At 72.5% G+C, this 20197-nt stretch carries 11 protein-coding genes and 4 pseudogenes; 10 read left to right on the top strand and 5 right to left on the bottom strand.

Annotated features, from left to right (window positions below; genetic code table 11):
* The first annotated feature begins 25 nt into the window (after positions 1–25).
* The 6 genes and pseudogenes from OOK31_RS26130 to OOK31_RS26160 all read left to right on the top strand — a co-directional run bounded on the left by OOK31_RS26130 (position 26) and on the right by OOK31_RS26160 (position 10639).
* A complete protein-coding gene (locus OOK31_RS26130) occupies positions 26–3073 on the top strand; it encodes a DEAD/DEAH box helicase (RefSeq protein WP_267089792.1) in 3048 nt (1015 codons plus the stop codon).
* Complete coding sequence (locus OOK31_RS26135) at positions 3070–4353, top strand: SWF or SNF family helicase (protein WP_267089793.1); 1284 nt, start codon at positions 3070–3072, stop codon at positions 4351–4353. The genes OOK31_RS26130 and OOK31_RS26135 overlap by 4 nt, the downstream gene beginning before the upstream one ends.
* Positions 4354–4534: 181 nt before the next feature.
* Positions 4535–5845: a helix-turn-helix domain-containing protein gene (locus OOK31_RS26140; protein WP_267089794.1), complete on the top strand. Its 1311-nt coding sequence runs from the start codon at positions 4535–4537 to the stop codon at positions 5843–5845.
* 56 nt (positions 5846–5901) lie between these two features.
* On the top strand, positions 5902–7425 hold the full coding sequence (locus OOK31_RS26145; RefSeq protein WP_267089795.1) for an aldehyde dehydrogenase family protein: 1524 nt from the start codon (positions 5902–5904) through the stop codon (positions 7423–7425).
* 612 nt (positions 7426–8037) lie between these two features.
* Positions 8038–8324, top strand: a pseudogene (locus OOK31_RS26155) (hypothetical protein); the annotation flags it as partial.
* A gap of 695 nt (positions 8325–9019) precedes the next feature.
* Positions 9020–10639 carry an alpha/beta-hydrolase family protein gene (locus tag OOK31_RS26160; protein ID WP_267089796.1) on the top strand — a complete coding sequence of 540 codons (1620 nt, stop codon included), beginning with the start codon at positions 9020–9022 and terminating at the stop codon, positions 10637–10639.
* A gap of 37 nt (positions 10640–10676) precedes the next feature.
* Here OOK31_RS26160 and OOK31_RS26165 read toward each other — a convergent pair whose 3' ends face one another.
* Positions 10677–11336: a CPBP family intramembrane glutamic endopeptidase gene (locus OOK31_RS26165; RefSeq protein WP_267089797.1), complete on the bottom strand. Its 660-nt coding sequence runs from the start codon at positions 11334–11336 to the stop codon at positions 10677–10679.
* A gap of 358 nt (positions 11337–11694) precedes the next feature.
* Here OOK31_RS26165 and OOK31_RS26170 point away from each other — a divergent pair.
* Together OOK31_RS26170 and OOK31_RS26175 are read left to right on the top strand one after the other, a co-directional pair.
* Positions 11695–12707 (top strand): annotated as a pseudogene (locus OOK31_RS26170) (glycoside hydrolase family 15 protein).
* A 94-nt stretch (positions 12708–12801) separates the two neighbouring features.
* Positions 12802–13391, top strand: a pseudogene (locus tag OOK31_RS26175) (MFS transporter); the annotation flags it as partial.
* Positions 13392–13442: 51 nt separating this feature from the next.
* Here the strand turns inward: OOK31_RS26175 and OOK31_RS26180 are convergent.
* From OOK31_RS26180 to OOK31_RS26195, 4 genes and pseudogenes are all read right to left on the bottom strand, one after another.
* Positions 13443–13697 (bottom strand): annotated as a pseudogene (locus tag OOK31_RS26180) (amino acid transporter); the annotation flags it as partial.
* 103 nt (positions 13698–13800) lie between these two features.
* Positions 13801–15006: an alpha/beta hydrolase gene (locus tag OOK31_RS26185; protein WP_267089798.1), complete on the bottom strand. Its 1206-nt coding sequence runs from the start codon at positions 15004–15006 to the stop codon at positions 13801–13803.
* A 236-nt stretch (positions 15007–15242) separates the two neighbouring features.
* Positions 15243–15944, bottom strand: a complete 702-nt coding sequence (locus OOK31_RS26190) for a response regulator transcription factor (protein WP_267089799.1) — start codon at positions 15942–15944, stop codon at positions 15243–15245.
* Positions 15941–17194 carry a sensor histidine kinase gene (locus OOK31_RS26195; RefSeq protein ID WP_267089800.1) on the bottom strand — a complete coding sequence of 418 codons (1254 nt, stop codon included), beginning with the start codon at positions 17192–17194 and terminating at the stop codon, positions 15941–15943. The genes OOK31_RS26190 and OOK31_RS26195 overlap by 4 nt, the downstream gene beginning before the upstream one ends.
* Before the next feature lie 520 nt (positions 17195–17714).
* On the opposite strand from OOK31_RS26195, the gene OOK31_RS26200 reads away from it, so the two are divergent.
* Both OOK31_RS26200 and OOK31_RS26205 read left to right on the top strand, forming a co-directional pair.
* A complete protein-coding gene (locus OOK31_RS26200) occupies positions 17715–19226 on the top strand; it encodes a hypothetical protein (RefSeq protein WP_267089801.1) in 1512 nt (503 codons plus the stop codon).
* Positions 19220–19846 carry a hypothetical protein gene (locus OOK31_RS26205; RefSeq protein WP_267089802.1) on the top strand — a complete coding sequence of 209 codons (627 nt, stop codon included), beginning with the start codon at positions 19220–19222 and terminating at the stop codon, positions 19844–19846. The genes OOK31_RS26200 and OOK31_RS26205 overlap by 7 nt, the downstream gene beginning before the upstream one ends.
* Positions 19847–20197: the final 351 nt, after the last annotated feature.

A 20197-nucleotide genomic window follows, 5' to 3' on the forward strand; every position in this document is an offset into this window, starting at 1 on the left:
CCCGGTAGTCGACTTTGAGGAACGCGTGCTCACAGAGATCTCCGGCCTCATCCACCACCGCGCCGTCTTCCTGCCCGCCGACCCGCCCCGCAACGGCAGGATCGCCTTCTGGCCGGCTGAGGGACAGGACGGACCGGAGAGGCCGGAGAAGCCAGAGGGACCTGAGGGGCCGGAGGGGTACGGGGGAGGCCCGGCGTGGGACGCCGAGGAGCTCACCGTCATCACTCCTGAGCTGCGCCGCGCGACGGTCCACGCCCTCGTACTGCCCGTCGGCGCCGCCCTGCCCGTGCTCACCCGGGCCCGTGCCGCCGCCGGGTCCGCCTCCGCCTCCACGACGGCCGACTCGGACGCACCCTCCACCGCGACCACCACCGCCGGAGCCTTCTGGGGGGCCGCCACGCTGCTCGCCCTGCGCTTCGCCGCGCGCGGCCTGCTGCTGCCCGGGCTGAGCCCCGCGGGCCACGACGCCTGGCGGATCGGACCGCTGGACGCCACCGACCTCGCGGAGGTACGGGAGCTGGCCGCCGCCATGCCGCCGCAGGCCCACTGCGTCCCCCTCGACGCCGGCGGCCGCCCCGCCACCGGCGACGCCGAGCCCGCCCCGGACCTCGACGGGGCGCCGCCCCGGCTGCCCGCGCCCGAGCCGCTGCTGCGGGCCTTCCTGGACGCGGTCGCCGACACCCTGCCCCGCTCCCCCGCCGCGCCCGCCGCCGCGGGCGGCCCCGCCTACGCGGCGGCCGCCCCGGTGTCCGTGCCCGCCGAGCCTCCCCGGACGTACCCGGCCCTGCGCGCCTGGGCCGCCGAGGTGGCTGCCGTCCACGACGCCGGGGTCCGGATCTCCCTCCGCGTGGAACTCCGCACGCCCCCGGGCTCCGAAGCCACGCCCGGGGACCGGCCCCCGGCGGCCCCCGGTGCCGCCCCCGCCTTCCGGGCCGTCCTGCAGATCCACGGGCTCGCCGACACCGCCCTCGTCGCGGACGCCGCCGACGTGTGGGCCGCCTCGGGCGCCGCCGGGGCCGCCTTCCCGCCCCGCGCCCGCACCGACGCCCTGCGCGCGCTGCGCCGGGCCGCCCGGGTGTGGCCGCCCCTGACCCCGCTGCTGGGGTCGGCCGTCCCGGACTCCGTCGACCTCGCCGACGAGGAGGTGGCGGAGCTCCTCGGCGAAGCCGCCGAGGCACTCGCCGCCGACGGGGTCCAGGTGCACTGGCCCCGGGGCCTCGCCCGCAGCCTCACCTCCCGGGCCGTCGTCGACACCCCCGGGGCCGGGACCGGCACCGGCCTCCTCTCCCCCGCCACCCTGCTCTCCTTCGACTGGCGCCACTCCCTCGGCGACCAGCCCGGCGACCTCACCCCGGCCGAACTCGACCGGCTCGCCGAGGCCCGGCGCCCCCTCGTCCGGCTGCGCGACCAGTGGGTGCTCGTCGACCCCGCCGCGGCACGCCGCGCCCGGGCCCGGCGGGACCGGCCCGTCACCGTCACGGCCGCCGACGCGCTGGCCGCCGTACTCACCGGTTCGGCCGAGATCGACGGCGTACGGGTCGACGTGACTCCGACGGGGGCGCTCGCCCGGCTGAAGGAGCGGCTCACCGCCGACCCCGCCCGGGCGGCCCTCCCCCAGGCCCCGGCCGGACTGCGGGCGACGCTGCGCGACTACCAGCTGCGCGGCCTGGCCTGGTTGGACCTGATGACCTCCCTCGGCCTCGGCGCCTGCCTCGCCGACGACATGGGCCTCGGCAAGACCGTCACCCTGATCGCCCTCCACCTGCACCGCGACCACCCCGACCCCACCCTCGTCGTCTGCCCCGCATCCCTCCTCGGGAACTGGCAGCGCGAGATCGAGAAGTTCGCCCCGGGCACCCCCGTACGCCGCTACCACGGCCCCGACCGCACCCTCGACGACCTGCCCGGCGGCTTCGTCCTGACCACCTACGCGACGATGCGCGCCGACGCTCCCGAACTCGCCGCCACCCGCTGGGGCATGGTCGTCGCGGACGAGGCCCAGCACGTCAAGAACCCGCGCTCCGCCACCGCCAGGGCCCTGCGCACCGTCCCCGCCCCGGCCCGGGTGGCGCTCACCGGCACCCCGGTGGAGAACAACCTCTCCGAGCTGTGGGCGCTCCTCGACTGGACCACGCCCGGCCTCCTCGGCCGCCTCGGCACCTTCCGCACCCGCTACGCCGAGCCCGTCGAGAGCGGCCGCGACCCGCGGGCCGCCGCCCGGCTGGCCTCCCTCGTACGGCCGTTCCTGCTGCGCCGCAAGAAGTCCGACCCGGGGATCGCCCCCGAGCTGCCGCCGAAGACCGAGACCGACCACGCCGTACCGCTGAGCCCCGAGCAGGCGGCCCTGTACGAGGCCGTCGTGCGCGAGACCCTCGCCGCGATCGCGGAGGCGGACGGGATGGAGCGCCGCGGCCTGGTCGTGAAGCTGCTGACCTCGCTCAAGCAGATCTGCAACCACCCCGCCCAGTTCACCCGGGACGCCGCCGCCGGCCCCTCCGGCAAGCTGGAACTCCTCGACGAACTCCTCGACACCGTCCTCGCGGAGGGCGGGTCCGTCCTCGTCTTCACCCAGTACGTGGCGATGGCCCGGATCCTGGAGAAGCACCTCACCGCCCGCGGCATCGCCTCGCAACTGCTGCACGGGGGCACGCCGGTGGCGCGCCGCGAGGAGCTCGTCGACCGTTTCCAGTCCGGCGAGGTCCCCGTCTTCCTGCTCTCCCTCAAGGCCGCCGGCACCGGCCTCAACCTGACCCGCGCCGGGCACGTCGTGCACTACGACCGCTGGTGGAACCCGGCCGTCGAGGAACAGGCCACCGACAGGGCCTACCGCATCGGCCAGACCCAGCCCGTCCAGGTCCACCGCATCATCGCCGAAGGCACCGTCGAGGACCGCATCGCCGAACTCCTCGCCCGCAAGCAGGCGCTGGCCGACTCCGTCCTCGCGGGCGGTGAGGGCGCGCTGACCGAACTGACCGACGCCGAGCTGGCCGAGCTCGTCGCCCTGCGCCCGGCGCACATGGCGGCTCCGGTCCCCGCCCCCGCCCCCGCCCCGGCCTCTGGGAGCCGTCGATGAGCAGCGCGTACGACCCGTACGAGATCACCTTCCCGGCGCTGCCCGCGCACGCGGGCCGTGCCTTCGCCGGGACCTGGTGGGGGAACGCGTGGCTGCGCGCCCTGGAGGACAGCGCCCTGGACGGGGAGCAGGTCCGCCAGGGCCGCCGGTACGCGCGCACGGGCGCGGTCGGCGCCGTGTCGGTACGCCCCGGCGGGCTGACGGCGGTGGTGCGCGACCGGGACGGGACGGCGCACCGGACCGACGTGCTGGTGCAGGAGTTCACGGAAGCGGAATGGGACCGGGTGCTGGGTCTCGCGGCGGCGGAGTCGGGGTACATCGCGGCGCTGCTGGACTGCGAGGTGCCGCCGGAGCTCGCCGAGGAGGCGGCCGCGGCCGGGGTGGACCTGCTGCCGGGTCTCGGCGAGCTCGACCCGCGCTGCGACTGCGGCGAGTGGGACCACTGCCCGCACACGGCGGCGCTCTGCTACCAGGTGGCGCGGCTGCTGGACCAGGACCCCTTCGTGCTGCTGCTCCTGCGCGGGCGCGCCGAGCGGGACCTCGTGGACGAGCTGGAGCGCCGCAGCGCGGCCCGCGCGCAGCCGGAAACGGAATCCGCGGCGGCGGCCGACCCGGGCGTGGCGGCGGCGGAGGTGTTCGCGGCCGGGCGGAGCCTGCCGCCGCTGCCCGCGCCGCCGGAGCCGCCGGCGGCCGCGGGCCAGCCGCCGACGCTGGACACCGGGACCGAGCCGGACGGCCTGGACGTGGACGCGGTGGAGTTCCTCGCGCAGGCGGCGGCCTTCGAGGCGCACCGGCTGCTGGCCGAGGCGCTGGCTCCGGGCCACGCCTCGCGTGCCGTCCGGCCCCCGCTGACCGCCGCCGAAGACGCCGTACGACTCACCGCGCAGGCCGGCGACTTCCGGGTCCGCTCGCGCCTGGCGGGAGCTTCCGGACGTGACCGGGCGGCCACCGAACGGGCCGTACGGGCCTGGGGCTTCGGCGGGGCCCCGGCCCTCGCGGTGCTGGACGAGGACTGGACGCCGGACCCCGCCGCCCTGGCCCGGGCCCGCTCCGCGCTGGCGGCGGCCTGGCCCGACGAGGAGGCCCCGGCGCTGCGGCGCACCCGCGCCCGCTGGACGGCACCGGACGGCGAACGCCAGCTCCGCCTGGCCCGGGACGGCCGCTGGTGGCCGCTGCGCCGCGAGGCGGGCCGCTGGACCCTGGCGGGCCCCCCGTCCCCCGACCCGGCGTCGGCACTGGCGGCACTGACCCCGGAGGACACCGGGACGGACGCGCCGTGACGGGCGCGCCACAACAGGCAGCGCCCTGACCGGCGCGCCATGACGGCCGGCCCCGCGGACACCGCCGCCCGGCCTGGTTTCGGCGGGGACTGGCCGACGTAGCGCTTGTCGGGGCCCTGGACCCGAACGACGATGGGGGCGCTCCGCGATCCGCGGCGGCACGTTCCCTCGGGAGGGCGACATGGGCGATCCGTCGTTGGCGCTGCCGGGCGGCGCCGACCCCGCCGAACGGACCCGCGTCCTGCGCCGGGCGCACGCCGCGTTCACGCAGGACGGGCGGGTCGAGCCGCCGGTCCGGAGCGTGATCGCGCGGTCCTGGCGGCGGTGCGCGCGGGCCCGGGTCAGCCCGGAGTGCGCGCCCCGCCTGGAGCTGGCGGAGCCGGAGCTGCGGGCGTACCGCGCGCAGCATCCGCTGGCCCGGGTGATGCCGCTGTTCCGGGAGCTCGTAGGGGAGTTCGCCTCGCACGGGGCCCATCTGCTCGCGGTGTGCGACGCCCGGGGCGGGCTGCTGTGGGTCGAGGGGGAACCGGCCACGCTGCGCCGGGCCGAGCGGCTCGGTTTCGTCCCCGGTACGCGCTGGGCGGAGACGGCGATGGGCACCAACGCGCCCGGCACGGCGGTCGCCGTCGGGCAGCCCGTGCAGGTCTTCGGGGCCGAGCACTTCAGCCGCCGCGTCCACCCCTGGACCTGCGCGGCGGCCCCGGTCCGCGACCCGGGCACCGGCCAGGTGCTCGGCGCGGTCGACATCACCGGCGGCGACGGGCTGGCCCACCCCCATTCGCTGGCCTTCGTCCAGGCCGTCGCGCGGGCCGCAGAGGCCCAGTTGGCGCTGCTCGCTCCGCAGCCCGACGCCGAGGCTCGGGACTCCCTGACCGCGCTCGGCCGTGACGAGGCGCTGCTGGTGCTGGGCGGCCGGCGGATCCCGCTGGGGCGGCGGCACAGCGAGATCATGGCCCTGCTCGCGCACCATCCCGAGGGGCTGTCCGGGGAAGAGCTGGCCTTCGCCCTGTACGAGGACGAGTCGGTGTCGGCGGTGACGCTGCGGGCGGAGATGTCCCGGCTGCGGGTGCTGCTGGGCGCGGGGGCGCTGCTGTCCCGCCCGTACCGCACGGCCGCGCCGCTGGAGGCCGACTTCGCGGCGGTGACCCGGCACCTGGCGGCGGGCGCCGTCTCGGCGGCCCTCACCCGGTACCCGGGGCCGCTGCTGCCCGCGTCCCGCGCGCCGGGGATCGTACGGCTGCGGCGGCGGATCGAGGACCAGGCGCGGGCGGCGGTGATCGCCCGGGCGGACGCGGGGCTGCTGTCGGACTGGGTGTGCGGTCCGTGGGGCGCGGAGGACCCGGAGGTGTGGCGGGCGCTGGCCGACGCCCTGCCCCCGCAGGGCCGGCCGGCCGCGCTGGCCCGCGTACGCGCCCTCGACGCCGAGCTGGGCGGCGGCCCGGCACCGGCCGCCCCGGGGCGTGCAACGTCTGCGCAACGCACCCCCGCCTAGCGTCCTGCCCGAGCGCGGCCCGACGGCGGGCGGCGCCCGGCAAGGGGAGGAACACCATGGCCCGTTACGCCGCGCCCGGTACCGAAGGCGCCCTGATGTCGTACGCGTCGCGCTACGACCACTGGATCGGCGGCGAGTACGTCGCGCCCGCCCGGGGCCGGTACTTCGAGAACCCCTCCCCCGTCACGGGACAGCCCTTCACGGAGATCGCGCGGGGCACGGCGGAGGACGTGGAGCGCGCCCTGGACGCGGCGCACGCGGCGGCGCCCGCCTGGGGGCGCACGTCGGTCACCGAGCGCTCGGCGATCCTGCTGCGCGTCGCGGACCGCATGGAACAGCACCTGGAGGCGCTCGCGGTCGCGGAGACCTGGGAGAACGGCAAGCCGGTCCGCGAGACCCTGGCCGCCGACATGCCGCTGGCCGTGGACCAGTTCCGCTACTTCGCGGGGGCGCTGCGCGCGCAGGAGGGCGCGCTGAGCCAGCTGGACGAGGACACGGTCGCCTACCACTTCCACGAGCCGCTGGGCGTGGTCGGCCAGATCATCCCGTGGAACTTCCCGATCCTGATGGCGGTGTGGAAGCTGGCCCCGGCGCTGGCGGCCGGCAACACGGTGGTCCTCAAGCCCGCCGAGCAGACGCCGGCCTCGGTCCACTACTGGATGGGCCTGGTGGCGGACCTGCTGCCGCCGGGCGTGGTGAACATCGTCAACGGCTTCGGTGAGGAGGCCGGCAAGCCGCTCGCGTCGAGTCCGCGCGTGGCGAAGGTGGCCTTCACCGGGGAGACGTCCACGGGCCGCCTGATCATGCAGTACGCGGCGGAGCACCTGATCCCGGTCACCCTGGAGCTGGGCGGCAAGAGCCCGAACCTGTTCTTCGACGACATCTGGACGACGGACGACGACCTGCGCGACAAGGCCCTCGAGGGTTTCACGATGTTCGCGCTGAACCAGGGCGAGGTGTGTACGAGCCCCTCGCGCGCGCTGATCGAGCGCGGCCGGTACGCGGACTTCCTGGACGCGGCGGTCGCGCGCACGGAACTGATCGTGCCGGGCCACCCGTTGGACACGGACACGATGATCGGCGCCCAGGCGTCGCAGGAGCAGCTGAACAAGGTCCTGTCCTACGTGGAGATCGGCCAGCGGGAGGGCGCGAAGATCCTGACGGGCGGCGAGCGCATCGAGCTCGGCGGTGAACTGGCGGGCGGCTTCTACGTCCAGCCGACCGTCTTCGAGGGCGACAACCGCATGCGGATCTTCCAGGAGGAGATCTTCGGCCCGGTGGTGTCGGTGACGTCGTTCCAGGACTTCGACGACGCGGTCCGCATCGCCAACGACACCTCCTACGGCCTGGGCGCGGGCGTCTGGACGCGCGACATCAACACGGCCTACCGCGCGGGCCGCGCCATCCAGGCGGGCCGCGTCTGGACGAACTGCTACCACGCCTACCCGGCCCACGCCGCCTTCGGCGGCTACAAGCAGTCGGGCATCGGCCGCGAAACCCACAAGATGATGCTGGAGCACTACCAGCAGACCAAGAACCTCCTCGTCAGCTACTCCCCCAAGAAGCTCGGCTTCTTCTAAGAAGTTGAGAACGGTGCCTGACCTGCATAAACGCCACGGTCGGGCACCGTCCTCCGGCCTCGGGGAGGCAATCGAAACCGATCGATTCCAGAGTCACCTCTCTCCGATAACCCACCACCGACGCGCGGCATTGGCCCGCGAGTGCCGCCATGGCCGACGTAGACGGTGGTCGGCGCGTGGGCGGCGTTGCCGCACATGCTGTAGGTGGATCCGGGGGTGTGGCCGGGGGTCACGAAGGCGCGCGGTACCGAGACCCGGTACCGCAGCGGTGCCCCGCCGTCCACGGCCCGGTTGGCGGGGTAGTTGACCAGCCCGAAGGCCAGCGCGGCGACCGCCCAGCTCATGAGTGTGGCGGTCGCCCCGGCCCTGAGGAACGGACTCAGCATGCCGAGTATGAAGGGGATGACGATCGGGCCCATCAGGCCGACCACCCGCCTGGACCCGAATGCCGGCTTCGGCAAGGGCTGACCTCCGGGCGCCAAACCGGTGGGCACGGCAGGCGCAATCCACGCCGTGCCCACCAACGGCAGGCCGACCTCGCAGCGTCACCTCCAACGTCCGTCGGCCGAAGGTTGGAGGCATCACCAACCCACCGACCACCGGAGCGAGCACATGACCACCACACTGATCACTGGAGCGAACAACGGACTCGGATTCGAGACGGCCCGGCGCCTGATCGAGACCCGGCACACCGTCTACGTCGGGGCACGCGATGCCCAGCGCGGTCAGGCGGCGTCCGATTCAACGCTGTCGACCCCGGCTACACCGCCACCGACCTCAACGGCCACCGCGGCACCAACACCGTCGAAGAGGGCGCGGAGATCATCGTCCGCATGGCCGCCATCGGAGCCCACGGCCCGACCGGCGGCTTCTTCGACAAGGCCGGCCCGGTCGTCTGGCAACCCAGACCGACTCCACCCAGGAAGAGGGAAATCGTGGTGCAACGCCTGGTACCGGTGACGGATCACGCAACCGCCTCCAGGGAACGAACGGGCCGGGCGCCGCTTACGGCCGCCCGCGTCGCGCAGGGTCGACCCGCGTACCGCGCTCGTTGTCCGGGCCTCGACGCGGCCCGGCCCGGCCCGGCCCGGCCCGGAGAGCTGGTGTCAGTGGGCGGGTACGAGGCCAGGCTGAAGTCCGCCTGGGAGGAAACCAACGTCGTCGCGCCCGCCGCTGACCGGGATGAGGCCCATGCCCTGCCGGGCAGCATCGCGGGCCGTCTCCTCTTCGCCTCCACAGACATTCCCCTTCAGGGTACGAGCGGTCACCGTGCGCGGCATGTCCGTCGTGGACGCCTGATCGGCCGCACGGGACGCGGATGCGGTCAGGCTCGTGGCGGTCAGGCTCGTGGGTGACTCGGGGCAGTGGCCCGGATGGCGCGGCAGGCCGGGCCTTGGGACCATTGCCCCGGAGGACAGCCATGACTCATGACCCGCCAGCGTCTCCGCAGTCTCCGTCGGACGGGCCACCGTCGCGCAAGGACGACGGCCGGGTGGACCGGCCTGGCGGCATGGAGACGGCCGGGGCCGGGGACGACGCTCCAGGGGATGCCGAGCGCGTCGAGCCGTCCCCCGGCTCCGGAAAGCGACGCCGGTTGCCCCACGTCACGCTGCCCGGCTGCTGGGGCGCGCTCGTCCTGGCGTGCTTGTCCTTCACTCCGTCGCTGCTTCCCCGCGGAGGCATCCTCCAAGGGCTGGTCTGTGGCATCAGCGCGGCCATCGGCTACGGGCTCGGCGTGGTCGCGGCCTACGTGTGGCGCGCTTTCGCCGACCGGGACGCGCGGAGCCCTTCGCGCAGGTCATGGCTCCTCCTGCTCGTCTGCACGATCGTGCTGTTCGGCGTCGCGTTCGGGCTCGGACAGTACTGGCAGCACGAGATCCGCGGACTCATGGGGGTCACCGAATACAACGTCCTCACCGCCGTTGCCTGCCCGTTCGTCGCCGCTCTCGTCTTCTGGCTCCTGCTGCTGGCCGGAAGGGGCCTCCGGCGCCTGTACCGCTGGGCCGCCCGCCTGCTCGGGCGCTGGATCGGCCCGCGAGCGGCGCGGGTGGTCGGCTGGCTCCTCGTGGCGGGTCTGGCCTGGTCCGTGTTCAGCGGGCTGCTGCTGAGCGGCTTCGTGAACGCGGCAAACGAGGCGTTCTCGGTGCGTGACACGCAGACGCCGGAAGGCGTGCACCAGCCCGCGTCCACCCTGCGCTCGGGCGGGCCCGGTTCTCTGGTGCCGTGGGACACGCTCGGCCGGCAGGGCCGGGCCTTCACCGGCAGCGGACCGTCGGCCCGGGACATCGGCGCGTTCACCCACCGCCCGGCGCAGGAGCCCGTCCGGGCCTACGCCGGACTGTCGACCTCCGACGACACGGAGAGCCGGGCGGAGCGAGCCGTCGCGGACCTCGAACGGGCGGGCGGATTCAAGCGCGCGAACCTGCTGGTGATGACCACCACGGGAAGCGGCTGGGTCGATCCCGCCGCTGTGGACTCGTTCGAGTACCTCGGCAACGGCGACTCGGCCACCGTGGCGATGCAGTACTCGTACCTGCCGTCGTGGCTGTCCTATCTCGTCGACCAGTCCAAGGCGCGCGAGGCCGGCCGCGAACTCTTCGACGCTGTCTACGACACCTGGTCCAAGCTGCCCCAGGACCAGCGTCCGCGGCTGTTCGTAGCAGGTGAGAGCCTGGGATCGTTCGGCGGTGAGACGGCCTTCAGCGGGGAGTACGACCTGCGCAACCGCACCGCCGGCACCCTGTTCGCCGGTCCGCCCAACTTCAACACCCTGTTCCGCGAGTTCAGCGATCACCGCGACGCGGGGAGCCCCGAGATCGAGCCCGTCTACAAGCAGGGGCGGACCGTCCGGTTCACCGACGACCCGACCACCGGGATGCCTCCGACGGACCGGCAGTGGGACGGCACGAGGGTGCTGTACCTCATGCACCCTTCCGATCCGATCGTCTGGTGGAGTCCCGGCCTTGCCCTCTCCGAACCCGACTGGATCGGAGAGGCACCCGGCAAAGACGTGCTCGACGCCATGGTCTGGATGCCCTTCCTGACCTTCTGGCAGGTCACCGCCGATCTGCCGTTCTCCACGGGCGTACCGGACGGCCACGGCCACACGTACAAGGCCGCGTACGTCGACGGCTGGAACACCGTCATGCGGCCGACCGGATTCACGGCGCAGGACCTGGACCGGCTGAGGGACATCATCCGCCCGAAGGGCTGAGCCGCCCGACCGCCACGGGGCCTTTGCCGCCGCGCGGTCAGCGCAGCAGGAACCCGGCCACGTAGCCCAACGCATTGACCGCCCAGTGCAGGCCCATGGGAGCCAGCAGACTGCCGCTGCGGCGACGCAGCTCGCAGAACAGGACGCCCGCTGCCGCCGTGAACAGCACGGCCGCCACGGCCGCCAGGGCGCCGCCGAGCTCGGAGTCGCCGAAGACCGTGGTCAGGGCGGGTTTCGCCGTCGCCAGGTGCAGGGACGGCAGCACGTGCCACAGGCCGAACAGCAGGCTCGACACGGTGGTCGCCCATACCGCCCCGCGGTCGCGGCACACCAGACCGTAGAGCACGCCGCGGAAGGCGATCTCCTCCACCAGGACGGTGCCGACGGGGACCAGCACGAGAACACGTAGCATCAGCTCGCTCCCGCTCATCCCGTCGTACCGCCGGTCCTCGAACAGCGTTCGGGTGGCCGGCAACAGGGCCCCCACGAGGTAGACGGCGCCGACCAGGCCGATGAGGACCAGCGCCCAACGGGCACCGCGGGCCAGTGTGCCGGGCGCCAGGCCCGCGTCCGCCCGGGTACCGCCGGCCCAGCGGAGCACACCGAGCAGCAGGACGCTGACCACGACGGCCGTCACCAGGCCGAACAAGCCACTCCAGACGTGCATGACCAGGTTCGCGGCGACGAGAACAGCCACCGTGAGTCCTACGGCCGGCCAGGTGCCGATCCGTCTGAGGCATCGGCTCCGCGGTATGCCGCCCGCGGCACGGCGCCCTGGTACCTCGCGCCGCTCGGCATCGTCGGGGTCGCGGCAGGGCATGAGGGTCTGTCCTTCGGTTTCGCCCGCGGTCCGTCTCACCCTCCCCTGGCCCCACGCTACCGGGCACCTCCCCGAGGCGCTCGATCGCGAACGTCCACGTCCCGCTTCCGGCGGCGTTGCCGCGCCCCACAATCGGTGGGGCCACGGTCCCAGGGACATCGAGTACTCGCCTCGCGCAGGTCGGCAACAGCCTTCCTGAGCCTCCGGGGTCCTTCGGCCAGGCGAAGGAGGGCTTGTGAACCATTACCTGCCCATCGCTGACCACGGTGTGGTCGGCGATCTTCAAACGGCCGCGCTCGTGACTTCCGGCGGAACGATCGACTGGTGGTGCACGCCTCGTTTCGATTCCCCCAGCATCTTCGGCTCGCTCCTGGACAGTGAACGAGGAGGCCATTGCCGGCTCGCCGCGGAGCTCCCTGACGAGAGTGGTGGGACGGTTCGCCAGCTGTACCTCTCCGACACCGCCGTCCTGGTCAACCGCTTCCTGACTCCCGATGGCGTCGGCGAGGTCGCCGACTTCATGCAACCGATCGAGGGCACCGTCCCGGCCACCGGCCCCGTAACACTGCAGACCGACGGGGACGACATCACGGCCCGTTTCGCCCTCGAGGCCGGCGAAATCGCCGCCGTCGTGCTGACCAGCGCCGCGAGCGGCGGCCCCGTACCGCACGCGCCCTCGCTGGACGGCATCGCCGATGAGCTGGAGGCCTGCCGCCCCTTCTGGCACGCGTGGCTGCGCCCTTCCACCTACCGCGGCCGCTGGCGGGACATGGTCAACCGCTCGGCGATCACCCTTCGCTCCTGCTCATGCCCCGGGTCGGCTTCCTGTCTCCTCGGGACCCGGCCTGGCTGACCACCCTCGACGCCATGGACCAGGAGCTGGTCAGTGACAGCCTGGTCTACCGGTACGACCCTGCGGCCTCCCCCGACGGCCTGCGCGGTTCGGAGGGGACCTTCAACCTCTGCAGCTTCCTCTATGTCGAGGCTCTGGCGCGGTCCGGCAGGCTCCACCAGGCCCGGTACGCCTTCGACAAGATGCTCACCTACGCCAACCACGTCGGCCTGTTCGCCGAGGAGATCGGGCCTTCGGGCGAACAGCTCGGCAACTTCCCCCAGGCGTTCACGCATCTCGCCCTCGTCGCTGCGGCCATGGCCCTCGACGAACAGCTCGACGAGGCGGAGACGCGGCCGGGAGCCGGCGCCGGACGCCCTCGCCCTCCGACGCGCGGAGGCGAAGCCGGTGGCTGATGCAAGTACGTCCAGACATCCGTCGGCGGCACAGCGACGGGTCCTCGCCCCGCTCGCGCTCGCGCAGTTCATCTGCAGCTTCGCCGGCTCGAACATGAACGTGATGATCAACGACATCAGCCAGGACCTCGACACCACCGTGCAGGGCGTTCAGGTCGCGATCACGATCTTCCTGCTCGTCATGGCCGCGCTGATGATCCCCGGCGGGGGGCTGACCGACCGCTACGGCAGCAAGCACTGCTTCCTGGCCGGCCTCGTCGTGTACGGGATGGCGCCCTGCTGAGCGCCGCCGCCCCGGGCCTGGGCGTCCTGATCCTCGGCAACTCGATCCTCGAGGGTGTCGGTACAGCCCTGCTCATCCCGCCCGTGTACATCCTCACGACGCTCCTCTTCACGGACATGGCCTCCCGGGCCCGCGCATTCGGGGCGATCATGGCGTTGGGCGGCATCGGCGCTGCGGCAGGTCCGCTGATCGGCGGGCTCATCACCTCGTGGCTCAGCTGGCGGGCCGCGTTCGTGTTCCAGGCCCTGGTGATCGCGTTGATCATCGTGCTGAGCCGCCACATCGAAGATCCCCTGCCACCGGATCCGACACGCCCCTTCGACACCGCCGGAGCCGTCCTCTCGGCCGCCGGCCTCGTCCTCGTCGTCATGGGCATCCTGGCGGCCGACAACAACGTCTGGCGGCGAGGGACCAGCGCGATTCCTGTCGGCAACTTGACGCCGGATCCGGGGTCAGCCGACGTGGACGTGGGGGCCGCGCGAGCGGTCCGGTTCGGCCTCGCGGGTGACGGGGGCGACCTCGCCCGGTCCGAAGAGGAAGAAGCTCAGGCGGTTGGCCATCGGGTTGCGCTCAGTCCACTCGAAGTAGATGTGAACGCGCTGGCCAGTCGTTTTCCAGACGTGCAGGAACAGTGCAGCCCGAGCGTCGGGAATGCTGGAGCTCTCCAGGGTGAGGACACGACAGCGGCCGTGCAGCACCGCTCCGCGCGCCCGTTGCCCCATCTCCAACCGCCCGGCCCAAGCTTGACTTCGCACAGAGGCCTGGCTGAGATCGTGCCGCGACCGCGACCGCAGGACGGTGCTACGCGTCTTAGCTGAGGAAGTCGAGGAGCATCTGGCGGCTGGTCTGTGAGGTCAGGCTGCCGTAGACGTCATCGAACGCATGCTCGGCGAAAGGCAGTTCCTCCACCGTGATATCGACGCCTTCGGCTCGGAGCGAGGCGCCGAAGTCCTTGATGGTTTCGGGGCGGGAGCTGCGGTCGCGGTCTCCCACGACGAGCAGTGTCCGCTGCAGACCCATCCGGATGTCGGTGGTCGGGGAGACCTCGCGGTATCGCTCGGGGTATTGGGCAGGCGTGCCGCCCGTGAACAGCTCTGCGGCCTCGCGGGTGCCCGCGACGTCGTCCTTCCACATGGTGGTGACATCGGTGCCGGGGTAGAAGCCGACCACCGAGAATGGCGGCTTCGGGGTGGTCCCGTCGGTGGCCTGCATGGTGCCGTTCTGAAGGCGGTAAGCGGTGTTCATGGCGAGGGTGCCGCCGGCCGACATGCCACCCAGCGAGATACGGGAGCTGTCGATGCCGTACTGGTCGGCGTGGTGCTGCACCCAGCCCAGGGCGGACATGAGGTCGTGCGGGGCCTTGTCCCACGTGGGGCGGTCGGGGGAGGCCAGCCTGTAATCGACCGCTATCACGGCCACACCGTGGTCCGCCAGCCAACGGCCGGTACCACGCAGGTCGCTCTTGTCGAAGGTGTGGAAGCCTCCGGCATGGGCGAGCACGATGGCCGGCGCCTTGTTCCCCCGGCCCTTCCTGGCCAGGTATATATCTGCTTCGAGTGCCTCGCCGTCACGGGTGGCATAAATCTGGGTTGTGTCCGGCGTGGCACCCCCGGAGGAGGCGAGCTGGCCGAAGACCTGGCTGAAGGAGATCTTCGTACCGGCGTCGCGAGCGGCAACGAACTGAATGCTGCCGACGACCAGACCGGCGATGGTCGACAGAGCGGTCACCGCGGTGAGGACACGCCCCCAGCGCACCAGGCCGCTGCGCCAAGCCAGGGCTGCCAGGGCAGCGCCGGCCAGGGCGAGGAGCGCCACCTGGAAGGGGTACTGTCCGCCGACGACCGGGCCAATCACGCCGGCCTTGGGGATGGCCGGAAAGTATGCGCCCAGCATGATCGCGCCTGTGAGGAAGGCCAAGATCGAGGCGATCGAAGCGGCGACGACACGCAGGAACCTCTTGATCCTGCCAGGAGGCGCGGCCTGCGAGGCAGGTGCCGGGCGTCGGACTATGGACATGGTTGCGTTCCTTGGGGTGGGCGTAGTGCGGGAGGCGGACGGTGCCTCCGGAGTGGACGCCACAAGGTTCGCTTTCAGGGCCGGTGATCTGCGTCCCCCGGAGGGGCCAACCTGCCGCGTAGCTCTCCAGGGCTACGCCGACACCGAAGGAGCCGTTCCGGCTGTCGGCAGGCAAGACCGCATGCCGTCCCAGGTCGGGACTGTCCAGGGGCTGGGAGCGGCATGGGCACGCCGGGCTACGGGGCGGCCCGAAGCGACGGTGCCCAGCGGGCCGCGTCGCCGGGGGCGACCAGGCCGGATTCGTAGGCGAAGACGGCGGCCTGGGTGCGATCGCGCAGCTGCAGCTTTCGCAGGATGCGGCCCACGTGCGTCTTGACCGTCTCCTCGGCGACGACCAGCACCTGGGCGATCTCCGCATTGGAGAGGCCCTGTGCCACCTGTGCGAGAACTTCGGTCTCGCGGTCGGTAAGGGCATCGATGCGCACGCCGGTCGGCCGCTTGGCACCAGGACTCACGCGGGAGAATTCGGCGATGAGCCGCATGGTGATGTCGGGTGCAAGTAGAGCCTCGCCCCGGGCCACTACCCTTACGGCTTCCGCGAGCTGGATGCCGGAGGCGTCCTTGAGCAGAAATCCGGAGGCCCCGGCGCGCAGTGCCTCGTAGACGTACTCGTCGAGGTTGAAGGTGGTCAGGATGAGGATCTTCGTCGATGTTCCGGGCGTCGACGTGATCTGGCGGGTGGCCTCGATGCCGTCCAGGCCGGGCATCCGGATGTCCATCACGATCACGTCGGGTGCCAGTTCCCCAGCCCAGGCGACGGCCTGCGATCCGTCCTCGGCGGTGGCAACGACCTCGATGTCGGGCTGGGCTCCGAGCAGGACGGAGAAGGCGTCCCGGACCATGGCCTGGTCGTCGGCGATGAGCACACGGATGGTCATACGTCGATCTCCTTGATCTCCTTGCCGGCGGCGGGCGCGGTACGGGCGGGCAGGACCGCGCTGACCTCGTAGCCGCCTTCGGGGGTGGGGCCGATGGCCAAATCACCGCCGAGCATTGCGATGCGCTCCCGCATGCCGATGACACCGTGCCCGGCCCCTGGTGAGGGGGCAGCGGGGAGCGCGGCAGGCCCGTTGACGACCCTCAGGCCCAACGCATCGCATGCATAGGTGAGTTCGATGCTCGTCTCGGCACCGGGAGCATGGCGCAGAATGTTGCTGAGGGCTTCTTGGATGATGCGGTAGGCCGACAGTTCCACGCCCGGGGGCAGATGGCGGGCAGTGCCCTCGATCCGGGTGGTCGCGGGAAGGCCGGCAGCGCGTACGTTGCCGAGCAGCCCGTCAAGCTGTGCCAGGGAGGGCTGCGGGCTGGTGCCGGTCGTACTGTCGCCGGGGCCGTTCGACCGCAGCAGACCCAGCATGTGGCGCAGTTCGGCCAGTCCTTCCAGGGCGTTGGCGCGGATCGAGGCCAGCTCAGTGACCAGTTCTGGTGGTGGAGCCTGGACCCGATAGGGCGCGGCATCGGCTTGGATGGAGATGAGTGACAGGTGATGGGCCACGACGTCGTGCAGCTCGCGTGCGATCCGAGTGCGCTCTTCCAGGACAGTGCGCAGTGCTCGTTCCCGGGCCGTGGCGGCGATCTGCTCGGTGAGGCGTGCGTGGTCCTCGCGGCGGCCGCGTACCACGGCTCCGATGAGCACGGCCAGAGCGAACAACGCGAGGGCCCCGGTGATCATCTTCCATGAGCCGACGGAACAGCCGGACAGCTTCAGCAGAACAGCCAGCAGGGTGCTGAGTACGGCCGCAGTGATCGCCGAGAGCAAGCGCACCCGCAGCGCGAGAAGGAAGAGGACCCCTGCCTGCACCATCCACACGTAGATCTGAGTGTCGTGGGTGGGCGGATACTCCAACGTGATACCGGTGACGACGGCCATCGACAGCCACCAGGCGGACGTTGGCCAGCGCAGGGCCACCACCAGCATGGCCGCGTGCCCGACGGCCGAGATCGGGGCGGTCGCGCCCGCCGCCGCGGCAGTCAGAGCGGCTGCGAGCAACACGAGGCCGTGGGGTAGCCAGCGTAGCCAACGGGGCCAGGCCAGCGGCGGCATGGGGCAGCTTCGTATGGTGATGAGGTCAGCCCGCAGGATGCGAAGGCTGGGGAGGTCTGCCATCGCAGCGGTCGTCTCGGGCACGTGTTCATTATCGGACATCGCACCCACCCCGGTGCGGTCCGGAAGCCAGGCGCTCAACGACCGTGTCGACACACAGAGGCGCGGTGACGAAGGTGGCCCGCAACCCCCGACGCAGCCGCACAGATCGTTTCACTCGTTCATGACGCCTTCCATTCCGAGATCCCTGAAACGACCCTACGGAGCGGCCCCTTGGCCAGCATCCCGCTGGAGAGCCATATCTGGATGTAGCTCTTCAGGGGGACGAGACGCTTGTCGAGCAGGCCCACGACATGACGCCGCGCTGCCGCCCGGCGCCCCGGAGCCGATCAACGCCTGCCGACGAACCACCAACGGCTGTGTGAACACCCGGTCTGACCATCCGGGCGGACCGTGTGAGGTGCTGTCAGAGCCCCGTGTCAGGATCCTCCCCAGGTCGGTGACGTCGATGCCGTCCCCGGATGCGACCCATCGGGCGCACCGGGGCAGCCTGGCGCCCGGCCCGGGCCACCCACCCGGGGCGGCGCGTCAAGAAGGGGTGCGGATGGACATCGACGGCGATGTCGCGGAGGCGTGGCGCCCGGCCACACCGCTGTCACGGCTGCGGGAGCTGGCAGCGCAGGCTCCGGGGCCGGCCCGGATCGTGGCGTCCCGGATAGGGCTGCCGGCCGAGCTGGCTGAGGAGGTGGCCGTTCGGGCCGTCGCGGGCGGCCCCGACTGGTTCGCGGTGCTGCGCGCGCTCGCCGCCCACCCGGCCACCTCGGCCGAGCGGCTGGCCGAGCTCGCCGCCCACCCGGAGGAGTCGGTGCGCCGGGTGGTGGCAGTGCACCGCGCGACCCCCAAGACGGCGCTCAAAGCGCTGGCCCGGGACGGATCGGCAGCAGTGCGCCGGGCCCTGACCGGGCGCGAGAGACTCCCGCGCAAGGTGGCCGCGCTGCTGGTCACCGACACCTCCGCCGAAGTCCGGCTGACCCTGGTCCGGCGGATCGACGCCCGGCCGGAGCACCTGCGGGCCCTCGCCACCGACCCGGACGAGCGGGTCCGCCGGGTGGTGGCCGCACTCGGCCACGCCGGCGACGCGGACCTCACCGACCCGGACCCGGGGGTGCGCCGCACCGCCGTCAACAAGCGCTCAGCAGGAGAACTCGCGCCGCTGCTCGACGCCCTGGCGCAGGACCCCGACACCCGCGTCCGGGAGCTGATGGGCCAGCAGTACCACAACCGCACCCCGGCCGTGCTGGCCCGGCTCGCGGCCGACCCCGAACCGTGCGTCCGGGCCGCCGCGGCGGCCAACGCGTTCACCCCCGTCCGGCAGCTCACCGAACTGGCCGGCGACCCGAGCCTGGCCGTGCTCGCCGCCATCAGCCAGAACACGACGGCCCCGCCCGAGACCCTCGCCCGGCTCGTCGACACGATCACGCGCTCGTTCGGTGACAGCGAGAGCATCGCGCACGGGCAGGAGCAGGACGTCCAGCGCCTCGCGTATGCGGCGCTGGAACACCCCGCCACCCCGCCCGAGTCACTGCGCGCACTGCACGCACTGGGCCTGTGGCCGTATTTCCACCCCGGCAACGCGATGGACCAGCCGAACTGGCCCGCGGACCTACTGGTCGAGTTCGGGCTGACGTACTGTGCGGGCACGGTGTCGGGCAAGGCGGAAATCGAGAGCTTCGCGGCGATCGACGACGCCCGGCACACCGAACCGCTGGGGGACGTGCTCGCCACCATGGCCCGCAGCCCGATCTACTACCTGCGCCGCGCCGTCGCCAACCGGCACACCCCACCGGAGGCGCTCGCCGAATTCGTCCGCGATCCCGCCCGCGCCGAGGACACCGGCCTCCTCAACGACATCGCCAAGAACCCGGCGACCCCGATCCAGATCCTGCTGACCTGGGCCGAGGCGGGCGTGCGCCAATACGGCATGCTGAAGAATCCCGCCCTGCCCGAGCCCGTGCTCGCCGCCATCGCGGCGGGCACGGACACCTCGGACGCCGCGCAGGCCCGCGCCATGCTGGAGGTCCGGGCACTCCGGGCCGGAACGGAGACCCCGTGCTGACCATGTCCTCCTGGCGGGCCCGGTTCGACCGGATCGCCGACACCTCTGAGGTGGTCGAGCGGCTGGGTTCCCAGGCGAACATGGCCGACTACCTCCAGGACACGGGCATCGCGTGGTACCACCACCAGGGCGATCTGGTGGTTCCGGAGGACCTCGACCTCGACATCGCGCTGGTCGTCGACGGCGACCTGATCGTGCACGGTTTCCTGGACGACTACGTCTCCGACATCGGCATGCTGGTGGTCCTCGGCGACCTGGTGGTCCGCGACCTGGTCTCCTGGGGCTCGGTGTACGTTGCGGGCGACCTGCGGGCCGAGGGCATCGTCTACGGCTACTACAACGACTTCACCTTCGAGGTGGAGGGCGCGGTGCATGCCCGGGCGCTGGTGCTGTACGACAAGTCCGCCTCCTACCGCTCGGGCGAGCTGGAGGTGGAGGTGGAGTCCTACTCCCCGCCCAAGGAGCAGCTTCGGGCGGCCCGCGACATCCTCGTCCCGCAGGTGTACGACGGCGGCGCGAAGCGCGCCAGGCAGGGACGGCCGCCGAAGCTCCGCCGCCCGAGCTACCAGCGGGTATGCCGCCGACTGCGGGAGGGTAAACCGCTGTTCCGCAGCGCGTAGAAGCGCCGCGTGCTCCGTGACGACGACCTTCCCCAGCGCGGCGCCGTCCTCATCCGGCCTCGGGGGTCGCTGGAACCGTGGTCGGCGCTGAGATTGATCACGCTGGCTGTGGTGGTCGGAGAGACGGGCCGTGTCTTTCCCGCCGCCGTCCCTGTTGGTCGGGTCGACGCGTGCATCGGTTTGGACCCCACGTCGGGCCGATGCAGTCCGCGGCCCCAGATTCCGCGCTCTGGCATCGGGGCCGCGTGAGCTTTCCCCGAGGCATGCGAAGGTCCTGGCCCCCGAGCGGTCAGGGCCTTCGTGCTGCCGGGCGTTGTCCGTACAGCCCGGCCGCCGGCAGACTGCTGGGGC

Source organism: Streptomyces sp. NBC_00249 (assembly GCF_026342355.1).
Lineage (GTDB): Bacteria > Actinomycetota > Actinomycetes > Streptomycetales > Streptomycetaceae > Streptomyces.

Coding starts and splice junctions, on each gene's coding strand:
- OOK31_RS26135 (WP_267089793.1), top strand. CDS start 3,070: ATGAGCAGCGCGTACGACCCGTACGAGATCACCTTCCCGGCGCTGCCC.
- OOK31_RS26140 (WP_267089794.1), top strand. CDS start 4,535: ATGGGCGATCCGTCGTTGGCGCTGCCGGGCGGCGCCGACCCCGCCGAA.
- OOK31_RS26145 (WP_267089795.1), top strand. CDS start 5,902: ATGGCCCGTTACGCCGCGCCCGGTACCGAAGGCGCCCTGATGTCGTAC.
- OOK31_RS26185 (WP_267089798.1), bottom strand. CDS start 15,006: ATGTCCATAGTCCGACGCCCGGCACCTGCCTCGCAGGCCGCGCCTCCT.
- OOK31_RS26190 (WP_267089799.1), bottom strand. CDS start 15,944: ATGACCATCCGTGTGCTCATCGCCGACGACCAGGCCATGGTCCGGGAC.
- OOK31_RS26200 (WP_267089801.1), top strand. CDS start 17,715: ATGGACATCGACGGCGATGTCGCGGAGGCGTGGCGCCCGGCCACACCG.